This is a genomic window from Brevibacillus sp. NRRL NRS-603 (genome assembly GCF_003013445.1).
GTDB classification, from domain to species: domain Bacteria; phylum Bacillota; class Bacilli; order Brevibacillales; family Brevibacillaceae; genus Brevibacillus; species Brevibacillus formosus.
Genome location: NZ_PXZN01000012.1, coordinates 338038 through 361281, shown reverse-complemented (window position 1 = coordinate 361281; position 23244 = coordinate 338038). Strand labels below are relative to the sequence as shown.

Below are 23244 nucleotides of genomic sequence, written 5' to 3'. Positions count from 1 at the left end.
TTGACGCCTCTATGCAGTTGGTATTCATTACTTGTCTTGGATGAGATCAAGTAAGTCGGCAATCTCTTCATCATCCCAACCGAATTCGGACAGATCACTAGTTGTTTGTGATGCGGTCGTCTCCGTCTGACCTAGCTCGATCAATTGTCGTAGCGCGTTGACATAGTAATCCGCCAAATCTTTGATGGTTTCTTTGCGATAAATCTCTTCACTGAAGGCGATCGTTACAATCAATTGTCCCCCAACGACAGAGCTGCCGAAATCCAGCAGGTGCTGACGTTCTGAGTTGCGATTGAAGTTGTCGCCTCTTGCTTCATTTGCAAAGCCAAACAAGGATTCTGCATCATCGACTGCCTGATCAAGCTGACCGAGGTAGTTGAAGCTAATCTCTGCTTTTGGCAAAGACTTGAACTTATCAGTCATTTCCTCGTTCAGGTAACGGAGAATTCCATAGCCGATCCCCTTGTTCGGAATGCTACGAAGCTGATCTTTGGTCGTTTGTAGCGCTTCTTTGAGTGAGGTAGTTCCCCTCGTATCCAAGAGGATGGTATACATGCTCGTGAACCACCCTAAGGTTCGGGAGAGATCGACATCTTCAAAGAGCTCTTCACGTCCGTGCCCTTCCAAATGGACGAGGGAGGTTTGATTTCCAGTCCAGACGAAGATGGCTTCTGCCAATGCAGTTAGCAAAACGTCGTTGATCTGAGTTTGGTAGATCGAAGGCAATTCCTGTAAGAGCACTTTGGTTTCTTCCTGCGTAAGTGCAACAGAAACCATCTTGGCAGTAAGCTCTCGGTTCTTTCCGTTCTCATAATCTTTTGGCAGAGCGTTTACTTCTGTATCGAGGCTGCTTAACCAATAATCCGCTTCCTCTCGCAGGCTGTCCGATTGAGCGTGCTCCGTCAATTTTTCAGCCCAGTACTTGTAGGAGCTGGTCTTTGGCGGCAGTTGCACCTGCTTGCCTTGTAGCAGTTGGGCGCTGGCCTTATTCAAGTCTTCCGTGATGATGCGCCAAGACACACCATCAACTGCCAAGTGGTGAATGACGATTAGCAAGCGGCCTTCCTGGTCACTGCCCAAATCGAAGTAGACGGCACGGAGCAACGGACCTTCCGAGAGATGCAAGCTAGCCTGAGCTTCCTCAGAAATTTCCCCGATTCGTTTTACTTGCTCTTCATACGGCAAATGCCCCAATTCCTCTACGGTAAATGGAATGATATCTGTCCAATCCTCGTTGATTTGCTTCCATTCTCCATCCTGATGGTAGAAGCGAAGGCGGAGCGCGTCATGATGTCCGAGCAAGTGATAGAAAGCTTGTCTTAAAATTTCTGGATCGATCGGTTTGACCGTTAAAAGTACAGATTGGTTCCAGTGGTTGCGATCTGCCAATTTTTGCTCGAAGAACCAGCGCTGAATCGGCAGGAGTGGCACTTCCCCTGTGACGATACCTTGCTCGGCGAAAATGTTTACCGACTCCCCGATCGCATGTGTCAGCTCGGCAATCGACTGATTTTCGAACAAGAGCTTCGGTGACAAGCGAATTCCAGATTGGGCTGCGCGGGCCACGATCTGAATGCTTAGAATCGAATCACCACCGAGTTCGAAGAAGTTATCGTGAATGCCGACTTGCTCTACTCCCAGAACCTTTTTCCATATTTCGGCCAATACTCTCTCGACAAACGTCTCTGGAGCAACGAATTCTCCATTACTCACCTTGTACTCCGGTACAGGTAGTGCACGACGGTCTACTTTGCCATTTGGAGTAAGTGGCAGAGCATCCATGATGACGAATGCGGCTGGTACCATGTACTCCGGCAATATTTCTTTGAGGTAGCTGTCGAAATTGCCAGCTTGGTCCTCTCCCCCTTCTTCAAGCACGACATACGCGGCCAGTCGTTTCACACCTGGCATATCTTCGCGGGCAAGAACGATCGTTTCTTTGACAGAAGGGTGATTGTACAGGGCGGTTTCAATCTCGCCCAACTCGACACGGAAACCACGGATACTCACCTGATCGTCGGCACGACCGATAAACTCGATGTTGCCATCCTCCAGGTAGCGGACAAGGTCTCCTGTGCGGTACATTTTTGCTCCTCGAATGTGCGCGAACGGATTTTCGACGAAGCGTTCTTGTGTCAGATCAGGACGTTTTAGATACCCGCGACCCAAGCTGTTCCCTGCGATGTACAGTTCGCCTGCAACACCGATCGGTACAGGTTGCAGCTTTGCATCAAGAACGTATACTTGCACATTGTCGATTGGGCGTCCGATTGTTGGTGCAGCGATCTGACCAGCCTGTACAGGGACGATGCCTGCTGTTGCTACGACGGCATTTTCCGTTGGTCCATACTGATTTACCAATGTAAACGGCAGATGAGCCGATGGATAGTGATGCAGTTTGTCACCGCCTGTCAGCATGTAGCGCAAATCTGAATCGGACGGCCATTCAATAGACATCAAGCTCTCTGCTAACGGGGTTGGCAGGAAGCTGATCGTGATACCTGAGTCGACGAGCCAATCACGCAGTTTTTCCGGTACGAGACGAATTTCTTCTTGTGGCAGATACAGGGTGGCTCCAGCCGTCAGATAAGGCCAGATTTCCCAGACAGCGGCGTCAAAGGCCGTTCCAGCAATTTGTGATGCTTTATCTTCTGGCATAACGTTGTAAGCTTGCTGGTGCCAATAGATGAGATTCAATAGAGCTCGTTGCTCGATTTCCACACCTTTTGGTGTTCCGGTAGAACCAGAGGTGTAAATGACATAGGCGAGATTGTTTGTTGTCGTCGTGATTTCGGGTGATTCCGTGCTCTCAGTGGCAATCAAATCCCAATCGATATCGAGACAAATAAACGTTGCATCACCCGTTGGCAATGCTTCAAGTAAACGTTCTTGGGTCAATACGATCGGCATGTTCGTGTCATCCATCATGAAAGCAAGGCGCTCCTTTGGATAAGATGGGTCCATAGGAACAAACGCGCCACCCGCTTTGAGAATCCCTAATTGGCCGATCAGCATCTCGAGGGAGCGTTCGACGCAAATACCAACGAGAGTCTCTGTCGTAACCCCCTGTTGTTGCAAGTAGTTCGCCAGTTGATTCGCTTTCGAATCCAGCTCTGCGTAAGTGAGCGAGCCTTCCTTGGAGACAACTGCCAGTTGGTTCGGCATTTTCCCTGTCATTTCGGCGACTAGCTCGTGTACTGTCTTCTCATACGTGTAATTGGCAGCTGTGTTGTTCCACGTGAGTATAAGCTGTTCACGTTCATCCGGACGAAGCAATGGGAACGCCATGATTGATCGATCAGGTTGGGCGACGATTCCCTCCAGTAAATGATGGAAATGATTCACCATTCGCTCCATCGTTGTTTGGTCGAACAAATCCGTATTGTAATCAAACGTAGCGATCAGGCCGTTTGGTATTTCTGCCATCGTCAAGCTGATGTCGTATTTAGACATCACTTCTTGGCTCTTGCTTTCAAACGGAGCAATCCGAATGCCCTCAAGCTCATGAGTCTGCATTTCGAAGTTTTGCAGAGCGAACATGACTTGGTAGAGCGGCGAATAACTTAGACTACGTTCCAACTCCAGCTCATCTATCAACTTTTCAAAGGGCAGGTCTTGATGGGTATATGCTTCCAGTGCTGACTCGCGCACTCTTGCAAGCAGTTCACGGAAGGATGGAGCGCCAGACATATCGGTTCTCATCGCCAGCGTGTTGATGAAGAAGCCAATTAATGACTCCGTTTCTTGTCTATTGCGGCCGGCAACCGGACTACCGACGATAATGTCGTCTTGACCGCTGTAGCGATGAAGCAGGATTTGGAATGCAGCGAGCAAGGTCATAAAGAGCGTGGCGCCTTCTTGTCGGCTGAGCGCGTGTAATTTTTCCACAAGCTCAGTCGGGAAACTCGTCGTGTATAAGGCTCCATTATATGTCTGTACAGGCGGACGAGGACGATCTGTCGGTAAGGCCAAAAGCGGCTCGCTGCCACTCAGTTTTGCTTTCCAGTATGCAAGCTGTTGCTCCAGCGCCTCTCCTTGTAGCCATTCACGCTGCCAAGCTGCAAAGTCTGCATATTGGAGTGGCATGTCGGTGAGTTGCGGCGTTTCTTCCTTGCAAAGCGCTTCATAAATCACAACCAGCTCTCGTATGAAAATGTTCATCGACCAGCCGTCAGATACGATATGGTGCATATTTAGCAGGAAGACGAAATTCTCTTCGCCGATTTGGATGATCGTGGCCCGCAGTAACGGTCCTGTACTTAGGTCAAATGGTTTGGTTGCCTCTTCTCTCTCCAGGCGGTGTACCTCGGTGTCACGCTCTTCTTCTGGTAGATCACGCAAATCAATCTTGCCCAGGCTCCACGCGATTTCTGGGTGAATGACCTGTATCGCTTCCCCGTTGATGTCAGTGAAGGTTGTTCGCAAGCTCTCGTGCCGCTCGATGATCATCTGCAGACTGCGTTCCCATGCATGTATGTTGAGGTGTCCTTGCATCCGCATGGCAGACGGGATGTTGTACAGGGCGCTGTTCGGCATTAAGCGATCCAAGAACCACAAGCGTTGCTGTGCAAAGGAGAGCGGTAGATGCTGGTCGCGAGCAACGGGTGCGAGTGGAATGCTGGCCACTTTCGATTGGGCTGCCAGTAGACCGGTTACCTTTTCGCTCATTTGTGCCACGCTAGGATTTTCGAACAAGGCACGGAGTGGTATTTCCACACCAAATGTTTCTTTCAGGCGGGAAACGGTTTGGGTAGCCAAGAGCGAATGTCCACCCAGCTGAAAGAAGTCATCGTGGATTCCAATTCCCTCAACCGAAAGAACCTGCGACCAAATATGGGCAATGATTTCCTCTGTTGGTGTACGCGGTGCCACATATTCCTTCTCTGACTCCCCTTGTCCCCAATCCGGTGCTGGAAGGGCGCGGCGATTTACTTTCCCGTTGACCGTGAGTGGAATCTCTGCCATCCATACATAACCTGTAGGAACCATGTATTCCGGTAGGGTCTCTTTCAGGTAGTGGATAAGCTCAGCATCACCCGGTTGTTGTTCGTTTGCTGCAACGAGATAAGCTGCCAAACGCTTGTCTCCTTCTCGATCCTCACGCGCGATAACGACCACATTCTGAACGGCTGGATGCTGTCTGAGTCTATTCTCGATTTCGCCCAGCTCGATTCGATAACCGCGAATTTTGACTTGGTCGTCGATTCGTCCGAGGAATTCGAGCTGCCCGTCTTCCGTATAGCGAACCAGGTCGCCAGTTCGGTAGAGGCGTTCTCCTTCCTTGCCGAACGGATGATTGATAAAGCGTTCTTTCGTAAGCTCAGGATGATTCCAGTACCCTCTGGCTATTCCTTTTCCGCCGATGTACAGCTCACCTGGCACGCCTATTGCGACAGGTTGCCGGTATGCATCCAGTACATACACTTCCACATTGGCGATGGGTCGGCCGATTGATGGGTTTTGGCCGTTATTCTCACAACGTGTGAGAGTTGCGGTGACAGTTGTTTCTGTTGGTCCGTAGCAGTTAAAGAACTGGCGATCCTTGGCATGACGGGCGACAAGCTCACGACTTAACGCTTCCCCGCCGACAATCAGGGTCTTCAGGTCTGGCAATTCCGCTTGTGGCAAGGCCGATACTACGGAGGCAGCCATTGTCACGATCGTGATGTGTTGTTCCTGCAGGACTTGGATCAACTCCGGACCAGGTAAAAGCAATTCGCGATCCTCTATGACAAGCGTAGCACCAGCGAGCAGGGTCATAGCGATCTCGGAGACAGACACATCAAAGCTAAAGGATGTGAATTGCAAGACCCGGCTCGTCGCATCGATTTGGAACGAATGGATCAGGGCATGTGTCAAATTGATAACGGAGTGGTGCTCGACCATGACCCCTTTTGGCAATCCGGTTGATCCAGAAGTATAGATGACGTAGGCGAGATTATGCTCATTGACGCTACTATCCACGTTTGTGGTTGGTTCATCTGCCAGTTCATCGCTATCGAGGCAAATGACCTGTTTAGCAGGAACTGGTAGCATGTCTTTCAGCGATACTTGCGTCAGCAAAATGTCCGCTTGCGAATCTTCGATCATGTAGGCAATGCGATCTTGCGGATGCGCCGGATCAATCGGCACATAAGCTGCCCCTGCTTTCATCACACCGAGGAAAGCGATGATCATCTCGAAAGAGCGCTCGACGCAAATGCCAACTAGCTTATCCGGTTGCACACCCAATGCAATCAGCCTGTGTGCCAGCTGGTTTGCACGTTTGTTTAGCTCGGCATAGGTCAACTCCGTCTTCTTGTAGACGAGTGCAATCGCATCAGGTGTCTTTTCCACTTGTTTCTCAAATGCCTGATGTATGCAAAGCTGGGTCGGATAATCCATGCTCGTGTCATTCCATTCGACTAAAACCTGATGGAGCTCGCTTTCACTGATCATCGACACCTCTGCGAGGCACTGTTCAGGTTTTGCCATCATGGATTCGAGCAAGTAAGACATCTGGTGCAGTACACGTTCGATATTTTCGGACGAGAATCGGCTCTGGTCGTATTTGATCTTAAGGATGAACTCTTTACCCGGACCGCAGACGACGGTGATTGGATAATTCGTTTGTTCCATCGTCTCCACGTCAGATAATTGCAATTCATAATGTTCATCTTTTACCGATTCACCAATCGGGTAGTTCTCAAAAATGAAGATGCTCTCGAACAGGGCAGCATTACGCGCCATTTCACTCCAGCCTTGGATATCAACCAACGGCGTGTACTCAAACTGGCGAAGCTCCACTTGATGTTCTTGAATCTCGCGAAGCCATTCCCGCACCGATTTGTTCGCATCTATCCAAACACGAACCGGCAGGGTGTTGATGAAGAGACCTACCATTCCTTCTACGGTAGGCAGATCAGCCGGACGACCGGAAACTGTTGCACCGAAGACGACATCATCCGTTGCGCCGTATCGGCTCAGGATGAGAGCCCATGCTCCTTGGACAAGCGTATTCAACGTCAACTGATGTGTACGGACAAAGGCTTGCAAACGTGAAGTCATTTCCGCCGATAAGCGAATTTCTTTCTCTTCATACACTTTCGGCATATTTTCCCGGCCGCCTGATTGGTTACTCATCGCCAAAGGTGTCGACTCGTGGAAGCCTTTTAGCTGTTCGCGCCAAAAATGTTCGGCAGCACGCAAGTCTTGGCGCTGTACCCAATCGATGTACGCAGAGAATGGTTGGACAAAGCTGTACGAAACCTCTCGATCTTCTGCTATGGCCACATAAGCACTAAACAAGTCTTTTAGTACAATCGGGACGCTCCAACCATCTAGCAATACATGATGGAAGCTCCACGTGAAGCGATAAACTCCCTCACGTAGGTGGAACAAGGTCCAGCGCACGAGTGGTGGAGAAGCAATCTCGAAATTCCGTCTGCGGTCAGCTTCTAGATAGTGAGCCAGTTCCGTCTTTTGCTGTTCCGACGTCAAATGACGAAGATCGATTTTTTCTACAGATGCTTTTACTTGTTTGCGTACAATCTGGTGAGCCTCTGAACCTTCCCAAACAAAGTAGGTACGTAGAATCGGATGGCGATCCACTACCTTTTGCCACGCCTGTTCAAACGCATCGACGCGCAAGCCCTCCAACGTCATGGCAAAGTGAACAATATAGTCTCCTCCCTCCTGCTCGTACAGGGAGTGGAACAGCATGCCACCTTGCAATGGACTGAGTGGATAGACATTCTCGATCAGACGATCCTGTCCCAGATGCTTGTCGATAGCCCGTTGATCCATTCGCGCTAGTGGGAAGTCAGATGGGGTATAGCCCCCTGCTTCTTCGGACTGGCAGTGTGCAATGATCTCGCGCAAAGCTTCCAGATAGTTGCAAGCAAGCTCTTGAATCGTGCTTTCCTCGTGAATGTTTTCGCTATATATCCATGTGACATGGAGTTGTTCTCCGGTAATGACACTGTTTACATCAATCAGATGCTGGCGTATTGTGTCTTTCCCCAGATTGGAGCCTCTTGATTCTTGCGCCATACCAAATCTCGATTCGGCTTGAACGATCTGATCAAACTGTCCAAGGTAGTTGAAGCTGATTTCTGGCTTCGGCTTTTCTCTCAGGCGTTTTTTCAATTCCTCATCCTGACTGAGGTATTGGAGGATGCCGTAGCCGACACCTTTCTTAGGAATGCTATGAAGCTGTTCCTTGACCGCTTTCAAAGCGTCATTCCACGGCTTCGACGGGTCAATCGAGAGCTGTACCGGGTACATGCTCGTAAACCAGCCAACCGTACGGGATAAGTCTGCTCCTTCAATAATTTCCTCGCGTCCGTGCCCTTCCAGATGAACGGCTACTATTTTTTCACCTGTCCAACGATTCATTGCTTTGGTGAAAGCGGTAAGCAATACATCATTGATTTGCAATCGGTAAGGCGACAGCGTATCCTGCAACAACGCGCGAGTTTCTTCAATAGTAAGCGCAAGACTGACTTGCTTGGAGGTTGCATCTGTGTTTTGGCTTGGCTCGAAGGCACGGTCAATGGGAAGTGGACTCACTTCATCACTTTGACCCAGCCAGAACGCTTTTTCCGGCTCGATCGCTTCGGAATTCGCATAGGATTGCAATTGCTCTGCCCATGTTTTGAATGAAGTCGTTTTCGCTGGGAATTGTACCGGTTGATCGTTTACCAGTTGCTCGTAAGCAGTTTGCAGATCCTCTAGCAAAATGCGCCAGGACACACCGTCTATCACCAAATGGTGGGCAACAATCAGCAGACGACCAGGTTGGTCTGCTCCAAGATGGAAGTAAACGGCTTGGAAAACGGGTCCCTCACTTACATGTAGACTGGATTGCACCTCGTTTGCGATTTGCTCAAGTCGATCGGCTTGTTCTTCTTCTGGGACAGCGGACAGGTCCACACTGCGGAATGGAATAGTCTCAGGACGTCCCTCCATATGTTGGGTCCAGCCTCGCTCCGTATGGTCATAACGCATACGTAACGCGTCGTGATGCGTGAGCAGATTCTCGATGACATTCTCTAGAATAGTCAGGTCAACGGGTTGTTTAACCGTCAAAAGCAAGGATTGGTTCCAATGATGGATCGACGGTTGTTCAGTCGTGAAGAACCACGATTGAATTGGCGTGAGCGGCACCTCTCCCGTCAAGATGCCTTGTTCTGCTTGGATTTTTACTACTTGTATGTCGCAAGTCTCTGTCACGACACTTGCCAGTTCCGCGATGGTTTGATTTCTCAAGAGCTGTTTCGGTGTTAAACGAATTCCAGCCTGATTAGCTCGAGAAACAATTTGGATACTCAAGATGGAGTCTCCACCCATCTCGAAAAAGTTGTCATAAATACCAACGTTGTCAATACCTAGGACTTTTTTCCAAATATCTGCAAGCGTCGCCTCAATAGCAGTTGTCGGAGTAGCAAAACTGCCTTCTGTTTCATTGCGTAATAAATCAGGTACAGGTAATGCTTGTCGGTCTACCTTACCGTTTGGAGTCAGCGGCAGGTTATCCATGATGACGAATGCAGCTGGCACCATGTACTCAGGCAGCTTTTCCTTCAGATAGCTACGGAAGTCACTTGCTTGAATCTCTTGTTTTTCTCCAAGGACGACGTAGGCAGCGAGTCGTTTAACGCCCGGAATATCCTCACGTACGAGGACGATGGTTTCTTTTACCGCCGGATGAGTGTACAGAGCCGTTTCAATTTCACCCAGTTCGACCCGGAATCCTCGAATGCTCACCTGATCGTCAGCGCGGCCAATGAAATCGATGTTTCCATCTGGCAGGTAACGAACGAGGTCACCAGTTCGGTACATGCGCGCTCCCGGTTTTTGTGAATATGGATTGGCTACAAACCGCTCTTTGGTAAGATCAGGGCGCTTCAGATAGCCCCGTGCCAAGCTGTCTCCTGCGATATAGAGCTCTCCAGCTACACCAATCGGCACAGGTTTTCGCTTTTCATCAAGGACGTATACCTGCACATTGTCTATTGGACGTCCGATTGATGGTGCGAAAACATGAGTAGCTACTGTCGGAACGACACCTGCTGTGGCGACAACCGCGTTTTCGGTTGGTCCGTATTGGTTCACAAGAGTAAACGGCATGGTTGCTGGTGGGTAATCGTGTAGCTTGTCGCCCCCTGTGAGCATATAGCGCAGCCGCGTGTCGGTAGGCCATTCCAAGGTAAGCAGCCTTTCCGCCAATGGCGTTGGCAAAAAGCTAATCGTGATACCCGATGCAACGAGCCAATCTCTGAGCTCCTCTGGTACCAGACGAATTTCTTCAGATGGGAGATAAAGCGTTGCTCCCTTTGTCAGGTACGGCCAGATTTCCCAGACAGATGCATCAAAGGCTGTCCCTGCGATTTGTGAAGCTCGATCATTTGAATCTACACTGTACGACCGTTGGTGCCAGAAAATGAGATTTAGCAAGGCGGCGTGCTCGATCTCTACCCCTTTTGGCGTTCCAGTAGAGCCAGACGTATAGATGACATACGCCAGATTCTCTGTTGTCATTGCCATGTTCGGTGTCTCGCTGCTCTCTTCTGAAATGATTGTCCAATCACGATCCAAGCAGATGAATGATGCCGTTCCTTCCGGCAATCGCTCTAACAGTCGTTCTTGGGTTAATACGACTGGCATGTTGGCATCTTTCATCATGAAAGCAAGACGTTCTTGCGGATACGCTGTGTCCATAGGGACATAAGCACCGCCAGCTTTGAGTATTCCCAGTTGACCGATGAGCATATCGATGGAACGTTCTACGCAAATGCCGACAAGTGTTTCGGAGGATACTCCCTGTTTTTGCAGGTAGTTCGCTACCTGATTTGCTTTGGCGTCCAGTTCTGCATAGGTGATCTGCCCTTCTTCGGAAACAACTGCTAATTGGTCTGGCAGATCTTGTGCAATCTGTGCAACCCTTTCATGCACGCATGTTTCGCGTTCAAAAGGTACATTTGTATCATTCCACTGATGGAGAAGCTGCTCCTTTTCCGTATCGCTCAGGAGAGGTATGGCTGTGACCGGCTGCATCGGATTGACTGAAATCGCCTCTAGCAGGTTGGAGAAATGGTTCCCCATGCGCTCGATCGTTGCTGGATCAAAAAGATCGGTGTTGTATTCGAATGTTGCGATAAGTCCATCAGGTGCTTCTACGGTGGTCAAGGTGATGTCAAACTTGGCGCTTACGCCTTCCTGACCTCTGTGGAAAGGCTCGATGCGAATCTGGGACAATTCTTGTACGTCCATCGGGATGTTTTGCAGTACGAACATCACTTGGAACAACGGTGAGTAGCTCAGGCTTCGTTCCAGCTCCAGCTCATCTACCAGTTTTTCAAACGGCAGGTCTTGATGCGCGTACGCTTCCAAGGCGGTCTCTCGCACTTTTGCTAGCAAGTCTCGGAAGGTTGGTTCCCCAGACATGTCCGTACGCATTACCAAGGTGTTAATGAAGAAACCGATAAGTGACTCCATTTCCTGTCTATTTCGTCCTGCGACCGGACTTCCGACGAGGATGTCTTTTTGACTACTGTAGCGATAGAGCAGGGTCTGAAAGGCAGCTAGCAAGGTCATGAATAAGGTTGATCCCTCTTCACGACTGAGCGTTTTTAGATCGGCAAGCAGTTTTTCTGGGAGCCTAATCGTATGCATCGCCCCATTATGGCTCTGAACGGCAGGGCGTGGACGGTCTGTCGGCAATCTCAGAAGTGGTTCTGCATCGCCTAATTGTTTTTTCCAGTACGCCAATTGTTGCTCCAATACCTCACCTTGTAGCCAATTGCGTTGCCATGTGGCATAGTCTGCGTATTGCAGAGGCATTTCGGCAAGCTGCGGTGTTTCCCCAGCAGATAACGCTTCGTAGATGGAGACTAACTCACCCATGAATACACTCATGGACCAGCCATCCGCAATAATGTGGTGTAAATTGAGCAAAAATACGTGCGCTTGTTCATCCATGCAAATCAGTTTTGCGCGTAACAACGGCCCTTGATTCAGATGAAACGGTTGTTCTGCATCTTCTATAGCGAGACGCAATGCTTCCGTTTCTTGCTCCTCTTCGTTCCAGTCTCGTAAGTCGATTCGTTCCAGATTCCACTCGATCTTCGGGTGAATGACTTGAACGGCTTCTCCATTGATATCGGAGAAAGTTGTGCGCAAGCTCTCATGACGTTGGATGATCAGCTTTAGACTGTGTTCCCACGCCTCGACGTCTAGCTCACCCATCAGACGAACAGCAGTTGGGATATTGTAGACGGAGCTGTCTGGCAGCAGCTTGTCCAAGAACCACAAACGTTGCTGTGCAAATGAGAGCGGCAAGTGTTCGTCACGCGACACGGGCACGAGCGGGATGTCAGTGAGACCGGCTTCCCCTTGTAACAACGCCGTAATTTTTTCGCTGATCGCTGCCGTTGTCGGATAATCAAACAGCGTACGAAGCGGCATGTCTATGCCAAAAGCTTGACGCATACGGGAAATCGCTTGGGTAGCTAGGAGAGAATGTCCTCCTCGTTCAAAGAAATCGTCGTGAATCCCGACTTGCTCAACGGAAAGAACCTGTGTCCAAATGTTCGCCACTATTTCTTCAGTTGGTGTGCGTGGTGCGACATACTCCTGTTGTGTGGTCAAAAGTCCCCAATCCGGTGTAGGCAGTGCCCGGTGGTCTACTTTTCCGTTGACCGTAAGCGGAATCGCCTCCATCCAGACGATGCCTGCTGGGATCATGTAATCTGGCAATATCTCTTTCAGATAGAGAGCGAGCTCCTCTGTAGCTGGCTTCTCTTCACCCATCGCAATCAGATAAGCAGCCAGACGATTGTCGCGTACGGTAATGACAGCTTCCCGAATCGCAGAATGCTTTCTCAATGCGTTTTCGATTTCGCCTAATTCGATGCGGAAGCCGCGAATTTTCACCTGATTATCGATACGTCCGAGGAATTCGAGATTACCGTCTTGCAGGTAGCGCACCTGATCGCCTGTGCGGTAAAGACGTTCGCCTTCCGCTCCAAACGGATGAGTGATAAAGCGTTCCGCTGTAAGCTCTGGACGATTCCAGTAACCGCGTGCCAAGCCTTTTCCACCAATGTACAGCTCACCCGGTACGCCTATAGGGACAGGCTTGAGATTGGCATCTAATACGTAGATGGTCGCATTGGCAATTGGGCGGCCAATTGGTGTGTTCGTCAAATTCGTATCCATAAGCATCAGCGTGGTGCAAACGGTTGCCTCCGTTGGTCCGTAGCAATTGAAAAACTGACGGTGATTTGCATAGCGAGCGATGAGATCATAGCTTGGTGCTTCGCCACCGATCACTAATGTTTTCAGATCAGGTAGATCGGCGTCAGGTAATGCCGCAAGTACAGCGGGCACCGTCATCACCGTTGTGATTTGTTTTTCCTGCAAGACAGTGATGAGTTCAGGGCCTGGCATGAGCATTTCCCGATCCTCAATGACTAAGGTCGCACCCGAAATCAAAGCCATGACGATCTCTGCGACAGAAACGTCGAAGCTGAACGAACATAACTGCAAGACGCGGCTAGACGGCTGGACTTGGAATAACTCGATCAGGTAATTCGCCATATTCATCGCACTATGGTGTTCAACCATTACGCCCTTGGGCAAGCCAGTGGAACCAGATGTGTAAATGACATAGGCAAGATTTTGTTCTGTAACCCCGCCCATCACATCGTGAACCGGTTCATTCTCCAGCGCATTACTATCAAGGCAAATGACCTGTGCCTTCGTTGTAAGCAATTGAGCTGCCAAAGATTGCTGGGTCAACACAATGTTTGCCTGCGAATCCTCGATCATGTAGGCAATACGCTCTAGCGGATGTGCCGGGTCGATTGGTACATAGGCGGCACCTGCTTTCATCACACCGAGAATCCCGATGATCATCTCAGGAGAACGCTCAATGCAAATCCCGACAAGTGTATCTGGTTTCACGCCTTGGGCAAGGAGATGATGCGCCAATTGGTTCGCTCGCTGGTTCAGATCGGCATACGTTATCTCCATCTCTTTGTACATGAGTCCGATCGCATCTGGCGTCTTTTTCACTTGGTGTTCAAATGCTTGATGAATGCAAAGCCCCGTCGGATAATCCACCTTTGTTTCGTTCCACTCGACCAAAACCTGCTCTTGTTCGCTTTCGCTGATCATGCACACATCAGCCAGAGGTTGATCCGGATTGGCTGTCATCGATTGGAGCAGAAGAGTCATTTGCTCTAGGACACGTTCGATACGTATAGGATCGAATCGGTTTTGATCAAAAACGATTTTGAGAACAAATTCTTTGCCAGGGCCACATACTACGGTAAGTGGATAGTTCGTTTGCTCCGCAGAGTCTACATCAGAAATCTGAATACTGTTGTCCACTTCTTTTACAGATTCGTCAATCGGGTAGTTCTCAAAGATAAAAATACTTTCGAACAAAGAGGTATTACGCTCGAATTCGCTCCAACTCTGAATGTCAACCAGCGGCGTGTACTCATATTGGCGAATCTCCAATTGCATTTCTTGCAATTCACGCAGCCATACCCGAACGGTTTTAGTTGGATCTAGCGTGATTCGAACCGGAAGCGTATTGATGAACAGACCAACCATATTTTCTACGCCATGCAAATCGGCTGGACGTCCTGAACCAGTTGCCCCGAATACGACATCTGCTTCACCACTGTAGGCTCCGAGGATCATGCCCCACGCACTTTGTATGAAGGTGTTCAGCGTTACCTGATGCTGACGGGCAAAGGATTGCAGATGTTCTGTAAACTCGGCCGAGAATCGGATAAAGCGCTCGTCATAGGTTTTTGGTTCTCCAATGAATTGGAGAGCTTGTCCGAAATTAATTGGTGTCGGCCCGTATATCCCTTTCAAATGGTTGCGCCAGAAGCGTTCCGCAGCTTCCAAGTCTTGTCGCTGGATCCACGCAACATACTGGGAAAAAGGCTGTACAGCCCCAAGCTGAATGTCTCTTCCCTCTGCCAGCGCTTGATAGGCGGAAAACCAGTCTTTCAGGACAAGCGGCAAGCTCCAGCCATCCAGTAAAACGTGGTGGAAGCTCCAGATAAAGCGATACGCTTCGTTGCTAATTCTGAACAAAGTCAAACGCATGAGAGGTGGTTCTGTAATTGAGAAGTTCCGCTTGCGATCCTCTTCCAAAAATGCGTCTAAAGCTCCCTTCTGCCTATCAGTCGGTAAATGTCGCAGATCTCTTTCATCAACTGTCACCCGTACGTGCTTGCGCACAATTTGATGCGGATTGACTACTCCATCCCAGATAAAGGAGGTACGCAGAATAGAATGACGATCGATGACTTTTTGCCAAGCTTGTTGGAGTGCATCGACTTGCAAATGATGGATCGTCATGGAGAATTGAACCACATAGTCTCCGCCCTCTTGTTCGTACAGGGAATGGAAAAGCATGCCTTCCTGCAACGGCGTCAGTGGATAGATGTTCTCGATGGAGTGATCTCTACCCACATATGTGTCGATTGCGCGCTGATCCAGACGAGATAACGGGAAGTCAGAAGGAGTATAGCCCCCGGCTTCTTCGGAGCGGCAATGTGCCATAATCTCACGCAAGGCGTCCATATAATCACAAGCAACTGCTTCCACCGTACTTTTCTCGTGGATGTTTTCGTTGTAAAACCAAGTGACATGCAGTTGTTCTCCGGAAATGACGCTGTTTACATCGATTAAATGCGTGCGAATGGAATCAGGTGCAAGATTCGAGCCTCTCGATTCCGAAGCCATGCCAAACTTAGAGTGAGATGAAACTACCTGATCAAACTGGCCGAGGTAGTTGAAGCTGATCTCTGGCTTCATTCGTGACTTCAACTGCTCTTTCAGCTCGTCATCCTGACTCAAGTAGTGCAGGATACCATAGCCAACTCCATTTTGCGGAATGGCTCGAAGCTCCTCTTTGACCGCTTTCAGCAGTTCACTCCACGGTTTGGTCTGGTCAAGCGTAAGCTGTACAGGATACATGCTCGTGAACCAGCCAACCGTGCGGGATAAATCTGCTCCTTCCAAAATATCCTCTCGTCCATGCCCCTCGAGATGGAAAGATAACGTCTGCTCCCCTGTCCAACGGTGCATCGCTTTCGTTAAGGCAGCGAGTAATACATCGTTTATTTTCAACCGGTAAGGAGAAAGTGTTTCCTGCAACAGGGCACGGGTTTCTCCTGCATCTAAAGAGAACGTTACTTGTTTGGTTGTCGCTTCCTTGTTCTGACTCGGTTCATATAAGTGATCAATCGGGAGCGGGCTTGCCTCATGATCTTGTTTGAGCCAGTACTCTTTTTCTTGCTGGATGGCGTCTGAATTGGCATACGCGACTAATTGCTCAGCCCACATCTTGAACGAGGTCGTCTTTGCTGGCATTTGTACGTCTTGACCGTCCTCGATTTGATCATAGGTATTTTGCAAATCCTCCAGCAAAATACGCCACGAGACACCGTCAACAACTAGGTGGTGAATGACGAGCAACAGTCGGCCAGCTTGCTCTCCGCCCATGTTGAAGTACACAGCCTGTACGACGGGACCTTCCGTGATATTTAGGCTCGCTTGTACTTCTTGTGAGATTTCCTCCAGCCTGGACTCCTGTTCCTGTTTAGGGAGTTTAGAAAGGTCCACGCTACGGAATGGAACATTCTCTTCCAGACCATTCATCATTTGTGTCCACATGCTGTCATGATGTGAAAAGCGCATACGCAACGCATCATGATGGGCCAATAGGCTCTCGATGGTTTGCTCCAGTACAACAAGGTCTACTGGTTGCTGAACAGTCAGAAGTACCGACTGATTCCAGTGGTGCAGCGACGGTTGATTGGAGTCAAAGAACCATTTTTGGATAGGAGTAAGCGGCACATTTCCAGTAACAGTGCCCTGTTCATTTTTCCATTTTGTATCTGTTGCTTGGCTAAAATCAGTAACAACCCGCAGCAATTCTGCAATGGTTTGATTTTCAAAAAGTTGCTTTGGTGTGAAGCGAATTCCGGAATGATTGGCTCTTGCGACGATCTGGATACTGAGAATGGAGTCGCCGCCCAATTCGAAAAAGTTGTCGTAGATGCCGATGTTTGCAACACCCAGCACACTTTTCCAGATTTCCGCCAATTTTATTTCCATTTCTGTTGCAGGTGCTATATAACCGCTATCCGCCTCATTTCGAGAATAGTCAGGGATTGGTAGTGCCCGGCGATCCACTTTTCCGTTTGGTGTCAGCGGGAAGCTGTCCAACATCATAAAGGCGGAAGGGATCATGTACTCAGGCAGCTTATCCTTGAGATAAGATCGCATCTCGATATGAGTAACCTCTTTTTCTTCTGCAAAAACGAGGTAGGCGGCTAGGCGCTTGTCCCCAGGAGTATCCTCTCTTACCATGAGTACTGTTTCTTTTACAGCCGGGTGGCTCTGCAATACCGTCTCGATTTCGCCTAGTTCAATGCGGAAGCCGCGGATTTTTACCTGATTGTCGATACGCCCGATAAACGCAATCGTGCCATCAGGCAAATAACGAACCAAGTCACCAGTACGGTACAGGCGAGAATCTTCTTGTGGATCAAACGGATTGTCTACAAAACGCTCTGCGGTTAACTCTGGATTGTTCAAATAACCTAGAGCGAGACCATCTCCGCCTATATATAATTCGCCTGCTGCACCCAGAGGGACAGGCTGTTGATGTTTGTCCAATACGTACACGGTGGTATTGCTGATCGGTCTGCCGATCGGGAAGGAGTTGACGCCTTCCGGAAGCTCCGTGACGGGATTGCAGCAAGTAAACGTCGTGTTTTCCGTCGGACCATAACCGTTTATCACCGTGATACCGCCAAGCGAAAGCACCCTGCGTACATGGGATGCAGAGACAACATCCCCACCGACAAGTAGTTGGCGCACGCCACGCAAGTACTCCACCTTGTGGTCAACCATGACCGTGAACAGACCAGCCGTCAGCCAAAGTGTCGTCACCTTGTGATTCTGAATTGTCTCTCCCAGTTCATCGAGTGAAGGCTGATGTGGAGGCATCAACACCAGCTTCGCTCCGTTTAGCAACGCCCCCCAAATCTCAAAGGTAGCAGCATCAAACGATACGGTAGAGGCTTGCAGGTACACGTCCTCTTCCGTAATGGTCACGTAGTTCGTGTTTTTGATCAGGCGAACAATCCCGCGATGAACGACCAGCACTCCTTTTGGTGTACCTGTTGAACCTGATGTGTAAATGACGTAGGCGAGACTGTCCGCGCTCATATCTACTTGAGGAGCAACTGTGCTTTCTTCTGTCCACTTTTCCTCAGCAAGATCGAGATTGAGAATGGAAAGCTTTTGTCCTTGCCACCTGTCAGACAAATGCTCCTGTGTTAATAAAATCGAAATCTTAGCATCTGCCAGCATGAAAGCCAGACGTTCTTGGGGATACGCCGGATCGAGTGGCACATACGCTCCACCTGCTTTGAGAATTCCCAGCATACCAACGAGCATATCTGACGAGCGTTCTACGGATAGTCCGACAAAAGTACCTGTTTCTACTCCTTGCTTTTGCAAGTAGTTGGCAAGCTGATTGGCTTTTGCCTCCAGCTCGGCGTAGGTCAACTGTTCTTCCCCCGCAACGACGGCGATACGATCTGGGTATTGGGCCGCTGTTTCAGCAAACAGTTGTGGAACGGTTTTGTCCCGAGGGTAGTCGCTAGCTGTGTTGTTAAGCTCTATTACCTGTTTATTTCGTTCGCTCTCCCTTAGAAGATCCAGTTTTTCAATCGACTGCTCTGGTTGGGCGATGATAGCCTCAAGCAGATTTTGCAAATGTCCAGTCATTCGCTCGATCGTCGATCTGTCGAACAAATCTGTGCTGTATTCAAAGGAAGCCACAAGTCCATCTGCCTGCTCTCTCATTGTCAAAGTGAGGTCAAACTTGGCCGTCGTCAAATGTCGCTCAGAATTCAAAGGTGTGAGCTGAATGCCGGACGTTGTTGCTTCCTCCAGCGGGAAGTTCTGCAGGACAAACATGACCTGGAACAATTGCGAGTAGCTGAGGCTACGCTCCAGCTGTAGCTCATCGACCAATTTTTCAAAAGGTAAATCTTGATGTGCATAGGCCTCCAGCGCTGTTTCGCGAACGCGTGCCAGTAATTCTGTAAATGTGACATCTCCTGTTACGTTCGTTCGGAGCGCCAAAGTGTTGACGAAGAATCCAATCAAATTCTCGGTTTCTTGCCGATTGCGCCCAGCTACCGGACTTCCCACAACGATATCTTCTTGACCACTATAGCGGTATAGAAGGGTTTGGAATGCAGCCAGTAACGTCATAAACAAGGTAGAATTGGACTCCTGGCTAAGGACTTTCAATTTGGCGAGCAAGTCCGCAGAAAAGGTCTTGGTGTAAATGGCTCCTTTATAGGATTGCACCGCAGGGCGCGATCGGTCTGTCGGCAGTGCTAGAAGCGGTTCTGCTCCACTCAGTTTTTCTTTCCAATAAGCAACCTGCTGCTCCAAGATTTCGCCGTCCAGCCACTCGCGCTGCCATGTGGCAAAATCCGCATATTGAATCGGCAGGTCTGCTAACTCTGGTGTTTCTTGTTTACTGAACGCTTCATAGTTGGCAAGCAACTCGCGATAGAAGATGCCCATCGACCAACCATCTGAGATGATGTGGTGCATGTTGATCAAGAAGACATATGATTGATCATCTGTTTGGATCATCGTCGCGCGTATCAGCGGTCCTTGTCTGAGGGAAAATGCTCTGGCAGCTTCGGCTTCAGCCAATTGCTCTATCTTTTGTTCTTTCATTTCAGCTGATAGGTCGCGCAAGTCCAGAATGTCCATTTTCCAGTCGAGATGCGGATGAATCACTTGCATGGATTGTCCATCTATTTCGTGGAACGTGGTACGCAAGCTTTCGTGACGCAAAATGATCGCTTGTAAACTATTCTCCCATGCCACTATGTCGAGTTCGCCTTGCAAGCGAAGAGCAGATGGGATGTTGTACATCGGACTTTCTGGCATGAATTGATCAAAGAACCACAATCGCTGTTGGGCAAAAGATAATGGCAGATTGCGCTGTCTCGATACAGGCTGGATCGATCCACCAATCGCTTCTTTCTCTCCCAAATGAAGTGCTGCTCCTTGTTCACTCCATGCTGCAATGGTCGGATGTTCAAAAATGGAGCGCACCGTCTGCTCTATTCCAAACGCCTCTCTCAGGCGTGAAATGACTCGTGTCGCCAAAAGGGAATGTCCGCCAAGCTCGAAAAAGTTATCGTGAATCCCCACTTTTTCGACTCCGAGCACCTGCGACCATATGTTAGCAATCAGCTCTTCTACCTGATTGCGCGGCTCCATGTAGCCTTTATCGGAAGCAGGATTTGTCCATTCCGGCTCCGGCAATTGTTTGCGGTCGATTTTACCATTTGCCGTCAAAGGCATCGCATCAAGGAAAATATAAAATGATGGCCTCATGAATTCTGGCAGCTTCGTTTTTGTCCATGCACGCATATCAGAAGTTTCGAGCGTGTTCTCTCCTGAAACAGTAAGATACGCCGTTATATGCTTCTCGCCCGGATTAATCTCACGGACCATGACCACAACTTCGTTCACAGACGGATGCAAGCTGAGTGCTGCTTCCACCTCACCTAATTCGATGCGGAAGCCTCGGATTTTTACCTGATTGTCGATACGCCCGATAAACGCAATCGTGCCATCAGGCAAATAACGAACCAAGTCACCAGTACGGTACAGGCGAGAACCTTCTTGGGGATCAAACGGATTCTCCACAAAACGCTCTGCGGTTAACTCTGGATTGTTCAAATAACCTAGAGCGAGGCCATCTCCGCCTATATATAATTCGCCTGCTGCACCCATAGGGACAGGTTGTTGATGTTTGTCCAATACGTATACGGTGGTATTGCTGATCGGTCTGCCGATCGGGAAGGAGTTGACGCCTTCCGGAAGCTCCGTGACGGGATTGCAGCAAGTAAACGTCGTGTTTTCCGTCGGACCATAGCCGTTTATCACCGTGATACCGCCAAGCGAAAGCACCCTGCGTACATGAGATGCGGAGACGACATCCCCACCGACAAGTAGTTGGCGCACGCCGCACAAGTACTCCACCTTGTGGTCAACCATGACCGTGAACAGACCAGCCGTCAGCCATAGTGTCGTTACCTTTTGATTCTGAATCGTCTCTCCCAGTTCATCGAGTGAAGGCTGATGTGGCGGCATCAACACTAGCTTCGCTCCGTTTAGCAACGCACCCCAAATTTCAAAGGTAGCAGCATCAAACGATACGGTAGAGGCTTGCAGGAACACGTCCTCTTCCGTAATGGTCACGTAGTTCGTGTTTTTGATCAGGCGAACAATCCCGCGATGGACGACCAGCACCCCTTTTGGTGTACCTGTAGAACCTGATGTGTAAATGACGTAGGCGAGACTGTCCGCGCTTATATCTACTTGAGGAGCAACTGTGCTTTCTTCTGTCCACTTTTCCTCAGCAAGATCGAGATTGAGAATGGTAAGCTCTTGTCCTTGCCACCTGTCAGACAAATGCTCCTGTGTCAATAAAATCGAAATCTTAGCATCTGCCAGCATGAAAGCCAGACGTTCTTGGGGATACGCCGGATCGAGTGGCACATACGCTCCACCTGCTTTGAGAATCCCCAGCATACCAACGAGCATATCTGATGAGCGCTCTACGGATAGTCCGACAAAAGTGCCTGTTTCTACTCCCTGCTTTTGCAAGTAGTTGGCAAGCTGATTGGCTTTTGCCTCCAGCTCGGCGTATGTCACCTGTTCTTCCCCCGCAACGACGGCGATACGATCTGGGTATTGGGCCGCTGTTTCGGCAAACAGTTGTGGAACGGTTTTATCCCGAGGGTAGTCGCTCGCGGTATCGTTTAGCCCGACAAGTAGATGCTGTCTTTCTTCTTGACTGAGAAAAGAAATAGAGGACAGGCGTTGCTTCGGATTCTCCACGATGGCCATTAGAATGGATGCCATTTGATCAAGTGTCCGTTCAATTGCCGCTTGCTCAAAGCGGTCTGTCCTGTAAATCATTTTGATGCGAAGCTGTTCCCCCGGAATCCCGACAATCGTGAGTGGATTATCTACTTCTTGGAAGTGCTGCACATGAGAGATGGAAAAACCGAATTCCCTCTCTTCCCCTTCTCCCAGCGGATAGTTCTCAAACACGAAAATACTTTCAAACAGTGGTAGTCCACGTGGTACATCCGTCCAGCCCTGGATATCCACTAATGGCGAGTATTCATATTGTCGGACTCTAGATTGCTGATCCTGTAACTCTTTGAACCACTGATCCAACGTTTGCTCAGGCTCGACTTTCGTTTTCATCGGCAACGTGTTGATAAACATTCCAACCATCTGCTCTACACCTGGCAGATCGCTCGGGCGCCCGGAACCGGTTACGCCGTATACCACGCTTTCTTCCCCGCTCAAACGGCTGAGGAGAATGGCCCATGCCCCTTGTACGATGGTGTTGATCGTAACCTTATACGTTCGAGCTAATTTTAGGAGAGCTCTCGAGACTTCATCAGTCAAGGCACGAGTCAATTCATGAATCCCTTTTTCCTGTTCTGAATCTCTCAAGGGATAAGATTCAAAAGGAAGAGGTGTGGGACTCTCAACGGACGCTAGGAACTCGCGCCAGAACTTTTCAGACTCCGTCTTGTCCTGACGGCGAAGCCAGGAGATATAATCCTTGAATGGCTTTGGCTGTGGAAGTCTCAAGTCCTTGCCTTGGCAGTACGCCTCATAGAAATCGAGGACTTCCTGAAAAAGAATGGGGCTGCTCCATCCATCCAAGAGCAAATGGTGAAAGGTCCAGATGAACTGGTGCACATCTTTGGCCTTTTTGATGACCGTCACCCGCATGAGTGGGGCTTCGCTCAAGTCGAAGCCCACCTCTTTTTCTTTTTGCAAGAACGATGTCAGCATGGTTTTTTGCTCTTCATCGGTGTGATGTGACCAGTCTTCCTGGTGTATGGAAAAAGGAACACTTTCGAAGACCACCTGAAGTGGCTTCTCCACTTCTTCCCAAAGGAATCCAGTACGCAAAATGGAATGTCTTTGAACCACTTTGTTCCAGGCTTTTTCAAAGTTGACGATGTCAAGCTCGCCTGTAAGAATGGCAATGTTCTGTACCATATAGGCTGAACCCTCAGAGTACAGCGAATGGAACAACATCCCTTCTTGCAGCGGGGATAAGGTGTATAGATCAGTAAAATCCCCCATTGG

The 23244-nt window shown here is 49.4% G+C and carries 1 protein-coding gene; it reads right to left on the bottom strand.

All coding sequences use genetic code 11. From position 1 onward, the window contains the following. Positions 1–27: 27 nt before the first annotated feature. Positions 28–23241 (bottom strand): linear gramicidin non-ribosomal peptide synthetase LgrC, encoded by a 23214-nt coding sequence (gene lgrC, locus C7R94_RS30805; RefSeq protein ID WP_106780150.1) that lies wholly within the window; start codon positions 23239–23241, stop codon positions 28–30. Positions 23242–23244 lie beyond the last annotated feature (3 nt).

Coding starts and splice junctions, on each gene's coding strand:
- lgrC (WP_106780150.1), bottom strand. CDS start 23,241: ATGGGGGATTTTACTGATCTATACACCTTATCCCCGCTGCAAGAAGGG.